This is a genomic window from Sorangium sp. So ce1014, from assembly GCF_051521505.1.
Taxonomy (GTDB): Bacteria; Myxococcota_A; Polyangia; order Polyangiales; family Polyangiaceae; genus Sorangium.
The window spans coordinates 1,451,435-1,468,288 of record NZ_CP150356.1; the positions used below are offsets into that span (position 1 = coordinate 1,451,435).

The following is a 16,854-nucleotide window of genomic DNA, read 5'->3' on the forward strand; positions in this document are numbered from 1 at the left end:
TGGTTCGTGCGGGGCGGTGTCGAGCGGCTTGTCGTGGGCCGGCGAGTCTGAAACCATCCTCGCTCACTGGCTGGATGCCCGCCCTCGACAACCTCACCCCGCTCGCTGCCGCCGATTTCCCCTCGCTCACCCGGGATGGCGCCGAATGTCTCGTCGTCGTCGTCGCCGGCAGCTTCGTCCTGCCCGCGCCGGGGCGGCCCGCCGCGGGGCCGCTGCGCCTCTGCGACGAGCAGCCCGCGCCGCGCGCGGCCGACGCGTACTGGGGCGAGCCCGGGGCGTCGAGCCTTCGCTATGAATCGGAGGCCGTGTACACGCGCCCGATGACGGACGTGCTGCTCCATGGCCATGCATGGACCGCCGGCGGGAGGCGGGCGGCCACGGCACAGGTCGCGGTCCGGGTGGGCCGGCTCGAGAAGCGGGCGCTCGTCTTCGGCGCGCGCGTCTGGCAGCGAGGCAGGGCGGGGCTCTCCCCCTCGAGCCCGGAGCCCTTCAGGTCGATGCCGCTCCGCTACGAGCAGAGCTTCGGCGGGGCGGCGGCCGGCGCGCACGACGCGCGCAACCCGGTGGGCATGGGCCTCCATGCGAGCGAGCGCGACGCGCAGGGCCGCCCGTTGCCGTTCATCGAGGACCCCGACGCGCTCATCGAGGGCTGGTCGGACCGGCCTGCGCCGTGCGGCTTCGGCCCGGTGGCCCGGAGCTGGCAGCCGCGCCTCGGGCTCGCGGGCACGTACGACGCGGCGTGGGTCGAGCGGCGCGCCCCGCTCTGGCCTGCCGATTTCGACGAGCGCTTCTTCCAGGCGGCGCCGCGCGGCCTCTCTGCCTCGCCGCGGCTCCGCGGCGGCGAGCCCGTCCTCCTCGACGGCGTCTCGCCGGACGGCCCGGTCGCGTTCTCGCTGCCCGTGTGCCGGGTGGTCGCGAAGTGCGCCTTCGCGCGGCGCATGGAGCGGCGGCTGATGACGCTCGACGCTGTCTACCTGGAGCCGGACGAGCGGCGCGTCTCGCTCGTCTACCGCGCGGCGTTCACGGCCCACCGCGAGCTCGCCGGGCACGAGGGCACCACCGTCCGCCTGCTGGAGTCGTGGGAGAACGCGCCGTGAGCGGCGAGCGCGTCGTGGGCCTCGGGCTGTGCACGCCGGTCGGGACGACCGCGGCGATGACGCTCGCGTCGATGCGGGCGGGGCTCGCCCGCTTCGCCGAGACCGCGGAGCGGGGCGCCCACGGCGAGCCGGTGCGCGCGTCGCGGCTCTCGACGCTCGATCCGTCGTCCACCCGCACGGAGCGGATGATCGCGCTCGGCCGCGCCGCGCTGGACGGGGTGCGCGAGCGGCTCAAGGCCTCCCCGACGGGGCGGGTGCCGCTCTACCTCGGGCTGCCGGAGCCGGGGCTGGGCGCGCCGGTGGCGCGCGAGTCGCTCCTGGCCGCGCTCCAGGCCGCGCCGCCGGGGCAGGCGGGGGGCGCGCTCGTGCTGACCGGGGCGTTCGACGGCGGGCGCGCGGCGTTCTTCGAGGCGCTCTCCGCGGCGCTCGGGGACCTGCGCGCGGGCCGGGTCGGTTCCATGGCGGTGGTGGGCGCCGTCGACTCGCTCTGCGACGCGGATTCGCTCTCGGCGCTCTCGGCGGCGCGGCTGCACCTCTGCGCGCAGAACCGCGACGGGCGCATCCCGGGGGAGGCGGCGGGTTTTGTCGTCGTGGCGCGACCCGGGGCCGCGGCGGCGATGGGCCTCGAGGCGCTGGGCGTGGTGCTGGGCGTCGCGCTGGGGGCCGAGCCTGCGCCGTTCGCGTCGCGGGTGCCGAGCGCGGCCGACGGGCTCACGGGCGTGCTCCGCGCGCTCCGGGGGGACGAGGCGGCGGGGGCGCGGCGCGTGGACGAGGTGATGAGCTGCCAGCCGGGCGAGTCATTCTGGGCGACGGAGCTCTCGCGCGCGTACCTGCGCAACGCCGCGCTGATGCCGGAGCCGCTCGCGCTGCGCGCGGCGGGCGAGTGGCTGGGCGACGCGGGGGCGGGCGCCGCGCCGGTGATGCTGGCCGCGGCGCTCCACCGGCGGCGGAGGCGGGCGCAGGCGGCGGGGGCGGCGGGGCGGGCGCCGCGCACGCTCGTGTACGGCAGCGCGGACGGCGGGCGGGGCCGCGGGGGGCGCGTGGGGGCCTGCGTTGTGGAAGCGATCTTCGGGGGCGCCGACGGAGGAGAGGGGCGATGAGCAACGTCTTTGCGAATGGCCGGCTGGTCCTGCATCAGGGCGACGGCCTCACGCACATCGCGGCGCCGCCGGACGTCTGCAAGGTGCCCACGCCGGCCGGCCCGGTGCCCACGCCGTTCGTGAACACGGCGCAGGACGCGATGCTCGCCAAGGGCAGCAAGCAGACGAGCATCGCGGGCAACCCCGTGGCCCTGGAGAGCTCGGAGCTCAGCACGAGCACGGGCGACGAGCCGGGGACGGCCGGGGGCGTCATCTCGTCGAAGATCAAGGGCAAGCTGACCTGGAGCGGGTCGAGCATGGACGTGAAGGTGGAGGGCAAGGGCGTCGCGCGCTTCCTCGACCCGACCCTGCACAACGGCAACACCTTCAACACGGCGTTCATCTCGAACGGAAGCACGGGGCTGGCCTATGGCGACGACGCGCCGTGCGCCGTGTGCGGGGAGTCGCTCGACAACCACCGGGTTCACGAGACGAGCGCTGTCGTGGAGACCCTGCTCGCCCTCTTCAAGGAGCTCCGGGACAGGTTCCGCGCGCAAGAGGCGCTCCTGCGCAGGTATCTCGACTGCCTGGAGGAGCGGCGGAAGAAGCGAGCCGTGTTCGAGCTGAAGATCGACAACGAGAGCGGGACGTTGAAGGCGCTGAAGGGCACCGCGGCCTCCGCGCTGGTGGCCCTCCAGAGGGCGCTCGCGGAGGACAAGGCCAGGCTCGGCAAGGCCTACAACGACGCCAACAAAGAGGTCCTGAAGAAGGAAGGCGAGATCAAGGCCATCAGGAAAGAGGCAGAGATCGCGACCGAGGCCTTCTCGAAGGAGCTCCGCGAGATCAACAAGAAGCTCGCGGAGATGTCCCCTGTCCTCGGTGAGGACGAGAAATCCGGCACGTACACGAAGTCCTATATGATCGGGGCGTGCATCTGCAAATGCGACGAGAGCCCCAAGATGCTCGCGGCCGCCTCCGGCGAGGTCACGCCCGGCTTCAAGGACGCCGTGGAGGCCACCGGGACATTCGAGCTCGTCGACGGCTTCACGCAGAGCGAACGGCAGAAGAGCGCGCTCGAGAACATGGACCGCAATGCCTGGGACTGCGCCGCTCCCAAGCTCCTCCAGGCGGGAGGCGCGGGGGGACACAAGGTCAAGACGATGTCGGAGAAGTGGTATTCGCCCCTGGGCAAGCTCGTCAAGGTCACGTACACGAAGACGAAAGATGGAGAGAGCACGAGGGGCGTGCAGGAGTTCCAGCACGAAGAGTCGGTGCCCTCGTGCGAGACCTGCCAGGCGCTCGTCCCGGAGATGCTCTGTAATAACCACGCGGAGTGTGCCTGAGCGATGGAAGAGCTCCTCTCGCTCCTCGACCGGTATGCGCCGGGGTACCGCGGCCGGGTCCAGGGCGTCTACGACTGGCGGCTCGACGAGCTCGAGGACCGCTTCGGCCGCCCTTGCCCGGGCTTCTACCGATCCTTTGCGCTGGCGATGGGCGCCGACGGCGGGTCGATGCTCGAGGGCCTTCACGAGTACCATCCTTCCAGGATCGCGGAGCTCTATGAGCTGGCCCCGTGGATGCCGCCGCGCCGCTTTCTCTACGTCTTCGGCGACGCTTCCCCGGATGGGCAGCACTATTTCCTCGATCTCGACGCCCCGTCCGGGGCCGAGGACTGCCAGGTGGTCCGCTTTCCCTTCGGCGAGCAGACGTGGAAGACGCGCCTCACCCGGCGGTTCGTGAGCCTCCGGGAGATGCTCTTCGTGCTGGCCATGAGGAACGTCCACCTCCCGACCTTCCCTCACCGCGCCGAGCATCTCTCCGCGGACGGGCCGGCGGGCGCGCCTCCGAGCGCCGAGGACGCGGCCGTGGTCTTCGAGCGGCTGGGGTTCACGCGGCTCCCGTATGCGCGGCGCTGCCTCCTGTTCGAGCGGGAAGACGCGGCCCTCCTGCTCTACCGGCGCCCCGAGGATCCGGGCTTCTCCATCCGTGTGGGGATGCGTGACGCCGGGAAGCTGCGGAGCTTCCAGGCCATCGTCGAGGAGTCCGCCGGGCTGGCCGAGTGGCGAGGAGCCGCTGCAGCCAGCGCGGGCAGCGCCGACCGCCGCTGAGCCCCTTTCAGAACGCGCGCTTCAAGGAGAGGGCTTTCCATCGGCCGGAGCCCGGGGCGCCATCGCCTCGCCCGCGCACCGCCCGCGCCTCAGGACGCCCGCGCGTGCGGCATCTCCTCCGGCGGCTCCAGGCGGATCGTGCGGAGCCGCAGACAGAGCGCGATCGCCTCGTCGAGCGTGCTCACCATGTAGAACTCCAGCGAGCTCCGCACGTCGGCGGGCAGATCGTCGAGATCCGCCTCGTTGTCCGCCGGGATCAGGATCTCGAAGATCCCCGCCCGGTGGGCTCCCAGCACCTTCTCCTTGATTCCCCCGATCGGCAGCACCGTCCCGCGCAGCGTGATCTCTCCGGTCATCGCGATGTCGCTCCGCACCGGCCTGCCCGACAGGGCGCTCACGAGCGCCACCGCGATCGTCACGCCGGCGCTCGGACCGTCCTTGGGCACCGCCCCCGCCGGAACGTGGATGTGAACGTCGCGCCGCAGGAGGCGATCGAGCGGCACGCCGAGCTCCGCCGCGTGCGCGCGCGCGTAGCTCAGCGCCGCGCGGCCGCTCTCCTTCATGACCTCGCCGAGCTGCCCCGTCAGGACGAAATCGCCCTTGCCAGGCATCACGCTCGCCTCGACGTGCATGATGTCACCACCCATCTGCGTGTAATACATGCCGGTCGCGACACCCGGCTGATCGTGCTGCAATCTCCGCTCAAGGCGCATCTTCGCGCGACCGAGCAATTCCTTCACGTCAGCTTCGGCGCCGACCACAGCCCGCTCGCTCTCGCCGTCCGCGATCCGGCGCGCGGCCTTTCTCGCCAGGGCGCCGAGCGTCCGTTCGAGCTGCCGTACGCCCGCCTCGCGCGTGTATCCGCTGATGATCTCGCCGAGCGCGGCGCCCGTCACGCGCAGCTGATCCTCGCGCAGCCCGCACTCCTTTCGCTGGCGGGGGAGCAGGTACTTCCGGGCGATCTCGTGCTTCTCCTGCTCCGTGTATCCGGCGAACAGCGCGGTCTCCATCCGGTCGAACAGCGGGGCCGGGATCGTCTCGCGGAAGTTCGCCGTGCAGATGAACAGCACCTCGGACAGGTCGAACGGCAGGCCGAGGTAGTGATCGACGAAGCCGTCGTTCTGCGCCGGATCGAGCACCTCGAGCAGCGCGGCGCCAGGATCGCCCTGGAAAGAGGCGCCGAGCTTGTCGACCTCGTCGAGGACGATCACCGGGTTCTTCGAGCCCACGCGCTTGATCCCCTGGAGGATGCGGCCCGGCATCGCGCCCACGTAGGTGCGACGGTGGCCCCGGATGTCCGCCTCGTCGCGCGCCCCGCCCAGCGAGACGCGGACGTACTTGCGCCCGAGCGCGCGCGCGATCGACTCCGCGATGGACGTCTTGCCGGTCCCGGGCGGACCGAGGAAGAGCAGGATCGGGCCGCGGGACACCGCGCGGCTCCGCTCGCCCTCGCCCCGCGCCTGCTCGACGCGCAGCTTGCGGACGGCCAGGAACTCGAGCACCCGGTCCTTCACGTCGCCCAGGCCGTGGTGATCCTCGTCGAGGATCGCCCGCGCCCGATCGAGATCGACGTGGTCGTCAGTCCGCTGGTTCCAGGGCAGATCGGCCACCCACTCGAGCCAGGTCATCAGCACCTGCGCCTCGGGCGATGTCTCCCGTCCCATGCGCCGCAGCCGCGCCAGATCGCGCCGGGCCTCTTGCAGGATCTCCGCCGGGAGATTCGCCCGCTGCAGCTTGTGCTCCAGACGTGCCGCGGTGTTCTCGTCGTCCTCCTCGCCGAGCTCCTTCTGGATCGCGCGCAGCTGCTCGCGCAGGTAGAGCTCCCGCTGCCGCTCGCCGAGCTCCTCCTCGACGGTCGTCCGGATCTTCTCCTGGGTCTCCACGATCCCGATCTGCCGGTAGAGGTGCAGCGCGAGGCTGCGCATCCGCTCTTCCGTCGAGAGGATCTCGAGCAGCGCCTGCTTCTCGGGGGTGGGGAGGTCCAGATAGAAGGCGATGTGGTTCACGAGCTCGGCCGGGCCGTACATGCTGCCGGCGAACTGCTTGAGCACGTCCTCCGGCGCGCCGCGGTGGCGGCCGTACTCGACGGCGCGCTCGCGCACCTCGCGGGAGAGCGCCTCCAGCGCGCTCTCCTCCTCTGGACGGAGGGGGAGATCGGCGAGCTCGATGACCGGGGCGCGGATCACGCCGTCGGCCTCGGTGTAGCGGGGCGCGGCCGCTCGCCGCTCGCAGTAGAGCACGAGCTGGAGGCCCGAGCCGAAGCGCTGCACCTGGGTGATGCGGGCGACCACGCCGATCGAGAAGAGGCCGCCCGTGGTGGGCTCCTCGGCGGCGTCGCGCTGGGCGACCGCGAAGATGCGCTTGTCTTCTCCCTCCATCCGGAGGGCGGCCTCCACCGCGCGGAGCGTCTTCAGCCGTCCGACCGTGATGGGCGTCGCTATCCCAGGGAAGAGCACGGTGTCGCGCAACGAGAGCACGGGCAACGATCGGCGCTCGGACATGGTCCGGAGCGTCGTGCGAACCTCATGCCACGGAGGACCGTACCGAAAACTCCTTTCGGCGCGGAAGCATCGAGAATCGTGGTCAGTCGCGCGCGGAGCGGTGGTAGGGTCCGCTCCCGATGCCCGCGGACACCTTCACGTTTCAGGCGGACGACGGTCGAGAGCTCTTCGTGTACCGCTGGCTCCCGGACGAGGGCGCGCGCGGCATCTTCCACATCGCCCACGGCATGTGCGAGCACGCGGGCCGCTACGCGCGCCTCGCGCAGGCGCTCTGCGCCGCCGGGTGGGCCGTCTACGCGAACGACCACCGCGGCCACGGCAGGACGGCGCGCGGGAGCGGCGAGCTCGGCTTCTTCGCGAGCGAGGGCGGCTTCCAGCGGGTCGTCCGCGATCTCGCGCAGCTCATCGCCGGGGAGCAGGAGGCGCACCCGGGCCGGCCGGCCGTGCTCTTCGGCCACAGCATGGGCTCCGCGCTCGCGCAGGAGTACCTGATCGAGCACGGGGGCGCGATCCAGGGCGCGGTGCTCTCGGGCGCCTCGGGCAAGCCGAGCGCGCTCGTGGACGCGGGCCGGCTCCTCGCGCGGGCGGAGCGGCGGCGCCTGGGCGAGCGCGGCAAGAGCCAGCTCCTCCAGTCGATGAGCTTCGACGGCTTCAACAAGCAGTTCGCGCCGACGCGCACGTCCTTCGACTGGCTCTCTCGCGATCGCGCCGAGGTCGACGGGTACATGGCCGATCCCCACTGCGGCTTCCCCGCGACGACGTCGCTGTGGGTCGACGTGCTCGACGCGATGGTGGAGATCGCGCGGCCCGAGCGGCAGGCGCGGATCCCGAAGGATCTGCCCCTCTATGTCTTCTCCGGCTCCCGCGATCCGGTCGGCGGTCCGCTCAGGGGCGTCAGCCAGATGATCGAGGCGTACCGCGCCGCCGGCCTCCGCCGGGTGACGCCGCGGTTCTACGCCGGCGGGCGGCACGAGATGCTGAACGAGATCAACCGCGAGGAGGTCGTGCGGGACCTGCTCGCGTGGCTCGCCGCCGAGGTGGAGACCGAGGCGGCCGCCCCCGCGCGGCCCGCGCGGCCGGGCGCCGGCGCCGCGGCCGGCTGAGGGCGGAGGGCCGGGATGGGCAGCAAGGGGCGGCCGTACCGCACGCTCACGATCGATGGCTTCGAGGTGCTCATCGGCCGCGGCGACGACGACAACGACGCGCTCACCTTCGAGGTCGCCGAGCCGCACGACCTCTGGCTGCACGTGGCCGGCGGCACGCCGGGCAGCCACGTGATCGTGCGCAATCCGGAGCGCGTGGAGGTCCCGCGCGAGGTGGTCGAGCGCGCCGCCGCGGCTGCCGCGTGGTACTCGAAGGCGCGGGGCGCCGCCAAGGTCGAGGTCCACGTCTGCCGCGTCGCCGACGTGAGCAAGCCGCGCGGCGCCCCTGCCGGGCTCGTGCAGCTCGCGCGGTGGAAGAGCGTGCGCGTGCGGCCGGAGATCCCGGGGCGCGAGCCGGGGTGAGCTGAGCGACGGCGGCTCGACCCGCGCGAGGCGCAGGGCCCGGGCGGCGCCGCGTCGGGCGAGCCGGGCGGCGCCGCGTCGGGCGAGGCGGGCGGCGCCTGCCCCGGATCGTCGATCAGAGCTCGTTCGCGACCACGCACGTCCCGGACTGGCAGGAAGCCTGGAGACCGAGACACGGCCAGACCAGGCAAGCCACCTCGCCTTCAAGGCACTTTGGCTCGCTCTGGCTCTCGCTCTCGCCCGAGGGGACGGCGTTGCAGTTGCAGCCTCCGCAGTAATTTGCGACAAGGCTGCAATCGGCGTCGCTCTGGCAGGCTGGCGGCGGAGCGGCCACGCACACGGGGCTCCCGCCCTGCGCTTCGCAGAGAAACCCATCCTTGCAGCGGACGCCGGCACAGGCGTCGCGGCCCCTCGGGATTCCCACGATCGCGTCCGCCTGCGCGGAGAGAGCCCCCTCCTCGGCGTGATCGAGGTCGCCCGCGGGCGGGGCGCCGCACGCGGGAAGGAGCCCTGCGAGCGCCGCGGTCGCCGCGGTCGCCGCGACGAGCGAGATGAGGTCCACCTTCATCGAGCGCAGCACCGTCTTGTGAAACATGATGTCTTCTCCCTTGGCTGTGGTGAGGTGGCGCGCCGCTGCTCCCGGCCCGCGGGCCCCGGGCGCCTCCCCGTTGTCGATGGATGCTTATGCGCGGCGGGCGACACGGCTGACATCGAATCTCGTCTTCTTCGATGCTCGCGCTCTCGGCGCCGCGCCGGCGTACGGCGGATCAGGTCAGCCGCCTCGTCGTCGTGCTGCCTTTCCCGCGGTGAGGCGACGTTCTGCCGCTCCGGTGCGGGTTCGGCTGGTGCCGGCCGTCCCCGGCGGCGAGCTCCGCGAGCCGCCGCTTGAGGCGGCTGCTCCAGGCCTGCACGGCGGAGGTGCTCATGCCTTTGCGCGCGCACACCGAGGCGATCGGCTCCTCCTCGATGAGGAGCGCCTCGAAGAGCTCCAGCCCGAGGGGGCTGAGCTCGGCGCGGAGCAGGCCGAGGGGGCGCTCCAGCTGGTCGCGGGCGAGCACCCTCGCCTCCGGATCGTCGTCGGACCGCGCGCCCTCCTCCGGCGCCTCGTCGAGCGGCAGCGCCGCGGCGTCCGGGGACCGCCGCCGGCGGCGGAAGGCCGCGGCTACCCGCTGGTCGGCGATGAGGCCGACCCAGTTGGCGAGGCTCAGGCCGCGGGCTGGATCCCAGGCGCGCAGCGCCCGGCTGCCGTCGCGGAACAGCTCGACGAACACGTCCTGTACGAGGTCGTCCATGCGGTCGGCCGCGCCGCCTCCGAAGCGGGCGCAGCGCCGGTAGAGCGCCCGTCCGACCCGCGCGCGAATCACCGGCGTGAGCGCGGCGATCATGGATCGGAGTGGCTGGACCTCTCCGACGAGCGCGGAGGTGAGAAGGGATGTCGTCAGATTGGAGTTGAGCAAGCAGATCTCCTCGGGCTGCCAGCAGGGAGCGCTCTCCCATCTCTCGTCTTCACCTGGCGTCCGCGCGGGCACGCGCGCGCAAGGCGGAAGAGGAGAGGCGAGAAGCGGAAGCGGCGGACGTGACCCGCTCGGCGCCTCGCTCCATCCTCGGTGGCTCGAGGATCCAGCGAGACGCTCGGGCCTCGTCGTCCTAGCAGCCTGTGTGCCTGCGCCGGCGCCGCCGGGCGCAGCGCGCTCTCCCGGGCGTGGCGCGCCCTCCTGGCGGGCTCGTGCAACTCTTGCACGACCGGGCCAGGTAACTCTTACGTGATGCCGGTAACTCCTGCACCCGGCGGGCGCCCTCTCGCCGCGCGCGGCGGCGAGCCTCTCGGCGGCGTCCCGGCGCCATCCTCTCCAGAGGAGATCGAGAGCGCGATGCGGACGATGCGCGAGGGGCTCTCTCGATGTCCAGCGAGGTGAGTTGAACGGATGCCTACCACCTCGCCGCCCAAGCTGCTTGCGCTCGACCTGCTCAAGCCGGGGCCGGTCGGAGCCGATGTGGGCCTTGCGATGACCTAACGGCGCTGACTCCGCCGTTTTTCATCACGGAACCAGCGCGCTCCGGAAACACTCACGGACATGAAGCGCTCCTCGTTTTTCGCGCAGGCTGCTCTCGTCCTCCTCGCGTGCGCCTGCGGTGACGGCGGCGATCTCGGAGGAGCGGGCGGCGGCGGAGGCAAGGCGAGCGGAGGCCCGTCCAGCAGCGCGACGGGCGCCGGTGGAGGCGCGTCCAGCAGCGCGACGGGCGGCGGCGGAGGCGCGTCCAGCAGCGCGACGGGCGCCGGCGGAGGTCTCGGCCCCCACGTCTCCGAGCCGAGCGCGCCGACGCGCGGCGGGACGATGACGTTCACGAACATCGGCGCGCCCGGCGGGTGGCCTCGCCGCATCGACCGCGCGCCCGGGGATCCGGCGTGTGATTACAAGGACGGCGACGACACCTGGGGCGGGCACTGCTGCATGACGGAGCATCACACGACGAGCGACAGGCTCGCTCCGTTCGACGAGGAGATGACCCTCATCATGAAGGCCATCCGCGTGAAGCAGCTCGCCGTCTACCAGCCCGGCGGCGAGCCGGCCGCCTGGCAGAGGGTCTCGTCGTGGGACGCGAGGCGCGGCGTGGGCTCGAACCTGCTCGTCACGGAAGGGCAGAACACGTCCGCCGACTTCACGGGCGACCTCACGAAGAAGGACTGCGTCACGTATTTCATGCAGGACAAGCCTTTCCAGTGCGGTGACGGCGAGGACTACTACTGCCCCGACGATCCGGGCATCATGCACCTTGGCTGGGCGGGCTCGAAGCTCGTCGTCTTCCTCGCTTCGATGACGTTTGACGACGCGGAGGTCGAGAAATGCGACGGCGGCGGGCAGGGCCACCCCGGCCCGTGGGTCGCGTTCGTCGCGTCCGAGCTGATCCGCGACGGTGGCCGCAAGTGGAACGGGCTCTGCAACTGCTACTCGAAGACGGGCACGGTCGGCGACGGCTGCGGCGAGATCAACGTCTTCGAGGTCGTGATGGACAGCAACGAGTACAGCAACCGCGAGTTCATGAGCACCGGCGTCCGCTCGTACCAGGAAGGGCACGTCGGCGGCAGCGTCTGCGGGGCCGGCTGTGATCGCGACGCGCTCGCCGAGGACGTGGAGGTCGTGGACGCGTGCGCGCAGGAGGCCTACGAGAAGGGGCCCGTCATCGAGGCCGGCGGGCGCTCGGACGGCTGTCCGACGTGGCGTCGGCCCATCGGCGATCGCTACTTCATGATCCTGCTCGACGAGGCGCAGCGCGCGATCCAGGTCGCGGTCATCCACCCCGAGCGGATCCCCTCGGCCGCCGCCGAGCTGCTCCCGGATCTGCCGGGCGGGCTCTCGCGCGACGCGATCGACGCCATGCTGTCGATGCGCCTGCCGGAGTGAGCCCATGAAGCCGAGCCACGCCGGCGACATGAAGTGAACCTTCGATCGCCGCTCTCCGCTCTCCGCTCTCCGCTCGGCGCGCAGGCGTCACCGCTAAACCCTTTCCAGAGATCATGCCGCCGGAGGCGGTCTTCGTCTCGATCACGAAGCGTCGAGGCTATTTTCTGACCGTTGAATGTGCAAAGTGCAGCTTCCACTCATTTCCAACCTTTTTGAAAATCGCGCTCTCCAGCCAGTCGCGCGTGAGGTGGCTTGCGTCACTTGTTACAAATTCACCGTGGTTGAAATAGACCGCGGTTCCTGAGCTGTTGTCGACGTTGATTTTGAAATTGTCGAATGAGTAATCGGCTTTGACTATCGGAGACTTCTTGATGATATCGATCAGGCCGTCATGGTCTATGACCTTTCCGTTCTCGAACAGGATAAAGTCAGGGGTTGTCAGCGCTTTCATTCGTGCAAAGTCCTTTCGGCTGATGCAGTCAAAATATGCTTCGATGACTGCTTTCAGCTTTTCGGGACCATCAGGTCTATCTGGCTGACAAGCGGATAACGTTCCGGCAAAAGCCAAAAGAATGAATGCTTTTTTCATGGAGAGTGTCGACCTTTTGTTGTCGCTGACCTGAGGAGTCCCCTCAAATTTTCGGAAATTCACATGAAGACGGGAAGACGGGAAGCAAAATCTCTGGAAAAATCTTCTTGCCTTCCCGCCTTCATGTTCCGTTTCTCGCTGGAAACGGCCATGAAATCAGGGGATTTGTCAGCCAGGACTTCTCAGGGGATCTGCACCTCGGTGGAGCCGACCTTCTCCGGATCGTTCGGCTCGTTGAGGTTGTCCCAGCGGCGATACAGCTCGACGTTGACGGTCCCCTGGCTCAGGCCCTCGATCGCCATGCCGACGTCATAGCGGCAGTCGCACCCGGCCACGGCGCCCGGATCCATGTCCGCCGGCTGCACGAGCACGTCCACCCTGTCGCCGGCCCTCCGGACGAACCCTTCCACCTCCTGGTCGCAGCGAAAGTGGGCAGCGCGGTACTCGAGGCGAACGGCGCCGCGCTCCGGCGTCGCCACGAGCGCCTCCTTCACCGTCTCGTCGTATGCGCTCGCCGTGCACTCGCTCTGGGTGAGGCCCTCGATGGCCTCCGCGTCTTCCCAGCCCCCGGGCAGGTCGGCTCCGCCGCAGCCAACCAGCAGGAGCGCTGCGACCATCCATCTCGTGTTTGGCATCTCGTTCCTCCGGCCAGCGCTCGCTGCAATGCACGTACCCGTCGCGTTCCGGCCAGCGCGCAGGCCGCGGCGGCTGACGTGGACTGACATCCGCGTCCCGGGTGTGCCACGGCCGCGTGCCCGCGCCGTTCGGCGTCGATCCTCGCCCGCTCGCAGCTTCCGGGGCGCCCCGCATCCGTCGCTGGGGCCTGGCGCGCTGGACGTCGGTTTGGCGCCATCCTCCCACGGACACCGCCGTGCGCCGGTCCTGATGTTCCACCGTCGGTTTGCTCGAGTCGGAGGGACGGGTCGCGCCGGGTCCCCTCACGCAGGGAGCGTCCGGCGAGGGAACCCATACTTCGTGTAGCGCTTGTCGAGTTTCCTGAGCTGGCTAGTGAAGCCGGCTTTTCGTATATGCGCACGTCATTCAGGTAGCTTCCGTTGAGAGCCGATTTGTCGTTGAAGGGGTCGACGCGTTCGACCTGATTGGTCGCTATAGCCCGCCGCTAGGCCCTGCGACGCAACTGATTGCGACGTTGGGCGGAGAGGAAGATGGAGAGGGCGAGATCCACGGGGAGGCGGGAAGGCGAGAGCCGGGATCAGTCGTTCGAACCAGCAGTCTCAGCGCCGGCTGCTTCGGGTTGCGTCGATGCGGGGTGGCTGGTGGTGCCGTAGTGGTCGCCTTATGCGAAACCGGGCGAGCTGGATAGCCTCCGCGCCGCGGCGTACCAGGCGGCGGATCCCGCGGCGGAGCACCGGCGTGTTGAAGTTGACGAGCAGTCCGACGTCCATGTCCGTCAGCTTCAGGTACGTGAGCACCTGAGCTTCATGGACTGGCAGCAGGTGTTCGACGGCATTGAGTTTCAGCACGAGTTTGTCCTCGACGACAACGTCGAGCCGATAACCGTAGTCGAGCATGACTCCATTGTCGTTATCGGCAGCGGCCTTTGTCTGGCGAAGCTCAAACCGGTGAGCGACAGTTCATGGCACAAGCATTGTTCGTAGGCGGACTCCAGAAGCTCGGGGCCGAGATGGCGATGCACCTCGATGCACGCGCCGAGGACCCGCGCGGACAGATCCCACAATCTCCCTATCGCCGACTCCGTGCTCATCCCCCTATGTCGACGCGGGACCAGACCCAATTGCGCGGAATTGACGTCCCTGGCACCCGCGCTGCGAACGAGCGGCCTGGCGGCAGCCGGCCCCGAGCGAGCTCGAACGATGGTCCACATCTCTCGCCTCCCACCCTTGTCTGTACTCTCTCTCGTCTCCCCGCCTCCCCGTGTACTCTCTCTTTAGCTGTCTCCCGCCCAACAAGCCGCTGCTGCCGGCGGCACTGCGCGCCGCGGCGGACCGGAAGGGCGTTCGGCCGGTTGAAAACCGTCGCAGTTGACGGGTCCGTGGCGTTCTGAACTTGATGTGCTCGTTCGACGGGCGGGTGCGCGAGCAAGTGCTTGCCATCTCCCTTCCGTTCGGGTAATTATCCGGCCGGACACATTGCAAATGTGCAAGCGACGAAAATCACAAGGACGGCGACATGACCAGCAATCCCGCTGATTTGGCGCAGCTCCAGCGCAATCGTCTGCGCGCCCAAGCGGATCTGTTCGCGGCGGTCGCATCGCATGGCACGATTGTCGGGACGGCACGCGAGATTGCCCTAATCGAGTTCTTCCGAGGGCTGGTGCCCCGGCGATTTGAGATACTTTCCGGAGCGATCGCTCTTACCGAGAGCGGTAAGCTCCAGAAGGCTTCGAATCAGCTAGATGTGCTCGTCGTTGATACGTTGGACTATCCGACCGTTTTGCGCACTGGGGATCTCGCAATCACCCTGGCGCCGTCCGTGCGGGTCGTGGTCGAGTCCAAGAGCGATCTCGAGAGGGGCGATAAGTTCCTCGATGCGATGGAGCAGATTGGTCAAGCGCGCAGCTTGACCGGCGGTGGTGCGCTATCCGCGCTGTTCTGCTTCGGTGCGCCCACCAATGCAAGTACTCTGCGCAATTGGATCGACTCAAGCGCAGGAGCGAATTTGTCAACTGGGCGCGGGACGCTGAGGCGACGCGTCCAGAGAAGTTCAAGTCATGGACCCAGGCACAGCTGCTGGCGGTTGCCGCTACCTATTCGGCAGCGAACTTGCCGGACGTCATTCTTGCCGACTCCGGGGCGATTGCGCTTCGCGTTGACGAGAACGGAAAGACTCGCTTCGAGTTCTATTCGCCATTAGATGGCGCGCCCAGCATCGTTGCCCTCGCGGCGAAGGTGCTTGCCCATGTTTCGCAACACGTCGTCTCAGTCGCGGCTCCGGCAGGGCAGAGGGGGGGCACGACGGCTGCATTCCAGCTTCTCGTCACCCATTTCGAGGCATCACTTGAGAAGGTAAATGTCGACCCGCTCGACGTGACGGACCCCCAACCCTCATCGGGAGGACAGTAAGATGTACGCTGTTCAGATCAGCGATCGCGCAACGTTTGTCGATAAAGCGAGGGAGGTCGGTGGTCCTGTTGTCGTCGTGCGCACAGCGACCGTAATTCCGGTGCAGCAGGGAAGTGCGGTCCTCATGCATCCAGCCGTTACAATCGAATACGCGATGGAGTTTGAGGACCGTACGATGGGTCAGACAAGGTGGACCTTTCGAGAGGTCGTTCTTGCCGACGATCGGGGAGAAGCGCTGATCTCTGATTCGCTCTGGGGCATGCTCAGCGAGAAATCGATACCGGTCCGAATCATCCAACGGAGCGGGTCCTTCTGACCGTGCGCATCGGCGTGCAGCGCGCACCAAGAGCGAGGGCGCGGGCTCGTCTTGAGCGCGCAGGCATACGGCCCAAAAAGCGAAATAGCGTTTTGCGACATCCTCCCACGGACACCGCCATGCGCCGGTCCTGATGTTCCACCGTCGGTTTGCTCGAGTCGGAGGGATGGGTCGCGCCAGGGCCCCTCACACAGGGAGCGTCCCGCGAGGGGAACCTTACTTCGTGTAGCGCTTGTCGAGCTTCCTGAGCTGGCTGGTGAAGCCGGCTTTCTGCATCTCCGTGAAGTGCGGATCGTGCATCGCGTGGAGCGTCACGGCCATGTGCGCGCCGTGCGCCAGCGGGGTGAAGAGGACGTCGACATAGCTCTCGTAGGCCTCGACGCCCGGGAGAAAGTCGATGACGCTCGTGATGGTGAGGGTCTTCTGCGGCGAGAAGGCGCTGAAGCGAGCGCGCACCTCGTGGGACGTCGGCTGCCCGCCGCGCTTCATGGCCTCGATCATCTCCGGAGAGTCGGCGATCATCGAGTAATGGAGGAGCCCGTTCTCCTTCGGTTCGAGCGCGTGGACCTCGACCCGAAATCCCTCCGGGCCCCACCAGGATTCGAAGCCGTCCTTGGTCGCCCAGAGCTCCCAGAGCTCGGAGACCGAGGCCGGGTAGGTGCGTTCGACGAGGATGGTGGCTTTTTCGACTGTCGCGTTCATTCAATTCATCCTTTCTTGGGGCTGTTATTGCGCGCCGTTCGTCTCGCTTCGAGCGCCTCACCGAATCGATCCAGGCGCTTCTCCCAGAGCGACCGATAGCGACCCACCCAGTCGTCGAGCTGTCGGAAAGGCTCCGGGCGCAGCGAATAGAGGCGCTTTGTGCCTTCCGCCCGCACCTCGACGAAGCCGGCCTCCCCGAGGATGCGCAGATGGCGCGAGACGCCGGACTGCTGAATCGAGACGAGCTCGACGAGCTCACCGACCGCGCGCTCGCCGCCGAGCAGCGCCTCCACGAGGAGACGCCGCGTCGGGTCGGCCAGCACTTCGAACAGTTCCGAGCTGGGCATGCGTGGAATATGCATGTTTGTGTATATATTCGCAAGTAAATATTTCATCGCGCGGCGAGGGGCCTCGTCATCTTGGCGAGGGACCTCGGCGATCGAGCGCGGCTCCGCCAGCGGAACGCCGGAAGGGGGGACTGCAGCCCCGAGACGCACCCTCTCCGCCCG

General features: G+C 69.1%; 16 protein-coding genes and 2 pseudogenes. 10 read left to right on the forward strand and 8 right to left on the reverse strand.

Annotated elements, in window-relative coordinates:
- Positions 1 to 74 precede the first annotated feature (74 nt).
- From WME75_RS05480 to WME75_RS05495, 4 genes are read left to right on the forward strand one after another with little or no spacing between them, the layout of a single operon-like run.
- Positions 75 to 1,097: a DUF2169 family type VI secretion system accessory protein gene (locus tag WME75_RS05480; RefSeq protein ID WP_437487048.1), complete on the forward strand. Its 1,023-nt coding sequence runs from the start codon at positions 75 to 77 to the stop codon at positions 1,095 to 1,097.
- Positions 1,094 to 2,197: a 3-oxoacyl-ACP synthase gene (locus WME75_RS05485; protein WP_437487049.1), complete on the forward strand. Its 1,104-nt coding sequence runs from the start codon at positions 1,094 to 1,096 to the stop codon at positions 2,195 to 2,197. Before WME75_RS05480 ends, WME75_RS05485 begins: the two co-directional genes overlap by 4 nt.
- Positions 2,194 to 3,519, forward strand: a complete 1,326-nt coding sequence (locus WME75_RS05490) for a PAAR-like domain-containing protein (RefSeq protein ID WP_437487050.1) — start codon at positions 2,194 to 2,196, stop codon at positions 3,517 to 3,519. Before WME75_RS05485 ends, WME75_RS05490 begins: the two co-directional genes overlap by 4 nt.
- 3 nt (positions 3,520 to 3,522) lie before the next feature.
- Entirely contained in the window at positions 3,523 to 4,284 is a 762-nt protein-coding gene (locus WME75_RS05495; RefSeq protein WP_437487051.1) for a hypothetical protein, read from the forward strand.
- 89 nt (positions 4,285 to 4,373) lie between these two features.
- Here WME75_RS05495 and lon read toward each other — a convergent pair whose 3' ends face one another.
- Positions 4,374 to 6,785: an endopeptidase La gene (gene lon, locus WME75_RS05500; RefSeq protein ID WP_437487052.1), complete on the reverse strand. Its 2,412-nt coding sequence runs from the start codon at positions 6,783 to 6,785 to the stop codon at positions 4,374 to 4,376.
- Between the two features lie 119 nt (positions 6,786 to 6,904).
- On the opposite strand from lon, the gene WME75_RS05505 reads away from it, so the two are divergent.
- On the forward strand, positions 6,905 to 7,888 hold the full coding sequence (locus WME75_RS05505) for a lysophospholipase (RefSeq protein WP_437487053.1): 984 nt from the start codon (positions 6,905 to 6,907) through the stop codon (positions 7,886 to 7,888).
- Positions 7,889 to 7,903: 15 nt separating this feature from the next.
- A complete protein-coding gene (locus WME75_RS05510; protein WP_437487054.1) occupies positions 7,904 to 8,290 on the forward strand; it encodes an NFACT RNA binding domain-containing protein in 387 nt (128 codons plus the stop codon).
- A 115-nt stretch (positions 8,291 to 8,405) separates the two neighbouring features.
- Here WME75_RS05510 and WME75_RS05515 read toward each other — a convergent pair whose 3' ends face one another.
- Entirely contained in the window at positions 8,406 to 8,885 is a 480-nt protein-coding gene (locus WME75_RS05515; protein WP_437487055.1) for a hypothetical protein, read from the reverse strand.
- Between the two features lie 172 nt (positions 8,886 to 9,057).
- Positions 9,058 to 9,675, reverse strand: a complete 618-nt coding sequence (locus tag WME75_RS05520; protein WP_437487056.1) for an RNA polymerase sigma factor — start codon at positions 9,673 to 9,675, stop codon at positions 9,058 to 9,060.
- Positions 9,676 to 10,365: 690 nt separating this feature from the next.
- On the opposite strand from WME75_RS05520, the gene WME75_RS05525 reads away from it, so the two are divergent.
- A complete protein-coding gene (locus WME75_RS05525) occupies positions 10,366 to 11,694 on the forward strand; it encodes a DUF2403 domain-containing lipoprotein (RefSeq protein ID WP_437487057.1) in 1,329 nt (442 codons plus the stop codon).
- A gap of 157 nt (positions 11,695 to 11,851) precedes the next feature.
- On the opposite strand, the gene WME75_RS05530 is transcribed toward WME75_RS05525, so the two are convergent.
- The 3 genes and pseudogenes from WME75_RS05530 to WME75_RS05540 form a co-directional block, all read right to left on the reverse strand.
- Positions 11,852 to 12,283, reverse strand: coding sequence for a nuclear transport factor 2 family protein (locus WME75_RS05530; protein ID WP_437487058.1), 432 nt, complete (start codon positions 12,281 to 12,283; stop codon positions 11,852 to 11,854).
- A gap of 182 nt (positions 12,284 to 12,465) precedes the next feature.
- Positions 12,466 to 12,918, reverse strand: a complete 453-nt coding sequence (locus tag WME75_RS05535) for a hypothetical protein (protein WP_437487059.1) — start codon at positions 12,916 to 12,918, stop codon at positions 12,466 to 12,468.
- A gap of 705 nt (positions 12,919 to 13,623) precedes the next feature.
- A pseudogene (locus WME75_RS05540) lies at positions 13,624 to 14,009 on the reverse strand (GxxExxY protein); the annotation flags it as partial.
- A 425-nt stretch (positions 14,010 to 14,434) separates the two neighbouring features.
- Between WME75_RS05540 and WME75_RS05545 the strand changes: the two are divergent.
- The 3 genes and pseudogenes from WME75_RS05545 to WME75_RS05555 all read left to right on the forward strand — a co-directional run.
- Positions 14,435 to 14,815: pseudogene (locus WME75_RS05545) on the forward strand (DUF6602 domain-containing protein); the annotation flags it as partial.
- Between the two features lie 80 nt (positions 14,816 to 14,895).
- Positions 14,896 to 15,327 carry a hypothetical protein gene (locus WME75_RS05550; protein ID WP_437495106.1) on the forward strand — a complete coding sequence of 144 codons (432 nt, stop codon included), beginning with the start codon at positions 14,896 to 14,898 and terminating at the stop codon, positions 15,325 to 15,327.
- 1 nt (position 15,328) lies between these two features.
- On the forward strand, positions 15,329 to 15,643 hold the full coding sequence (locus WME75_RS05555) for a hypothetical protein (protein ID WP_437487060.1): 315 nt from the start codon (positions 15,329 to 15,331) through the stop codon (positions 15,641 to 15,643).
- Between the two features lie 216 nt (positions 15,644 to 15,859).
- Here the strand turns inward: WME75_RS05555 and WME75_RS05560 are convergent, their stop codons facing one another.
- Both WME75_RS05560 and WME75_RS05565 read right to left on the reverse strand, forming a co-directional pair.
- The gene (locus WME75_RS05560; RefSeq protein WP_437487061.1) at positions 15,860 to 16,345 is read right to left on the reverse strand and encodes an SRPBCC family protein; all 486 of its coding nucleotides are present in this window, start codon (positions 16,343 to 16,345) and stop codon (positions 15,860 to 15,862) included.
- A 5-nt stretch (positions 16,346 to 16,350) separates the two neighbouring features.
- The gene (locus WME75_RS05565) at positions 16,351 to 16,692 is read right to left on the reverse strand and encodes an ArsR/SmtB family transcription factor (RefSeq protein ID WP_437494753.1); all 342 of its coding nucleotides are present in this window, start codon (positions 16,690 to 16,692) and stop codon (positions 16,351 to 16,353) included.
- Positions 16,693 to 16,854 lie beyond the last annotated feature (162 nt).

Excerpts from the sequence above, each read along its gene's own strand:
- WME75_RS05480 (WP_437487048.1), top strand. The coding sequence starts at position 75 with ATGCCCGCCCTCGACAACCTCACCCCGCTCGCTGCCGCCGATTTCCCC.
- WME75_RS05490 (WP_437487050.1), top strand. The coding sequence starts at position 2,194 with ATGAGCAACGTCTTTGCGAATGGCCGGCTGGTCCTGCATCAGGGCGAC.
- WME75_RS05495 (WP_437487051.1), top strand. The coding sequence starts at position 3,523 with ATGGAAGAGCTCCTCTCGCTCCTCGACCGGTATGCGCCGGGGTACCGC.
- lon (WP_437487052.1), bottom strand. The coding sequence starts at position 6,785 with ATGTCCGAGCGCCGATCGTTGCCCGTGCTCTCGTTGCGCGACACCGTG.
- WME75_RS05505 (WP_437487053.1), top strand. The coding sequence starts at position 6,905 with ATGCCCGCGGACACCTTCACGTTTCAGGCGGACGACGGTCGAGAGCTC.
- WME75_RS05510 (WP_437487054.1), top strand. The coding sequence starts at position 7,904 with ATGGGCAGCAAGGGGCGGCCGTACCGCACGCTCACGATCGATGGCTTC.
- WME75_RS05515 (WP_437487055.1), bottom strand. The coding sequence starts at position 8,885 with ATGTTTCACAAGACGGTGCTGCGCTCGATGAAGGTGGACCTCATCTCG.
- WME75_RS05520 (WP_437487056.1), bottom strand. The coding sequence starts at position 9,675 with ATGATCGCCGCGCTCACGCCGGTGATTCGCGCGCGGGTCGGACGGGCG.
- WME75_RS05525 (WP_437487057.1), top strand. The coding sequence starts at position 10,366 with ATGAAGCGCTCCTCGTTTTTCGCGCAGGCTGCTCTCGTCCTCCTCGCG.
- WME75_RS05530 (WP_437487058.1), bottom strand. The coding sequence starts at position 12,283 with ATGAAAAAAGCATTCATTCTTTTGGCTTTTGCCGGAACGTTATCCGCT.
- WME75_RS05535 (WP_437487059.1), bottom strand. The coding sequence starts at position 12,918 with ATGCCAAACACGAGATGGATGGTCGCAGCGCTCCTGCTGGTTGGCTGC.
- WME75_RS05555 (WP_437487060.1), top strand. The coding sequence starts at position 15,329 with ATGTACGCTGTTCAGATCAGCGATCGCGCAACGTTTGTCGATAAAGCG.
- WME75_RS05560 (WP_437487061.1), bottom strand. The coding sequence starts at position 16,345 with ATGAACGCGACAGTCGAAAAAGCCACCATCCTCGTCGAACGCACCTAC.
- WME75_RS05565 (WP_437494753.1), bottom strand. The coding sequence starts at position 16,692 with ATGCCCAGCTCGGAACTGTTCGAAGTGCTGGCCGACCCGACGCGGCGT.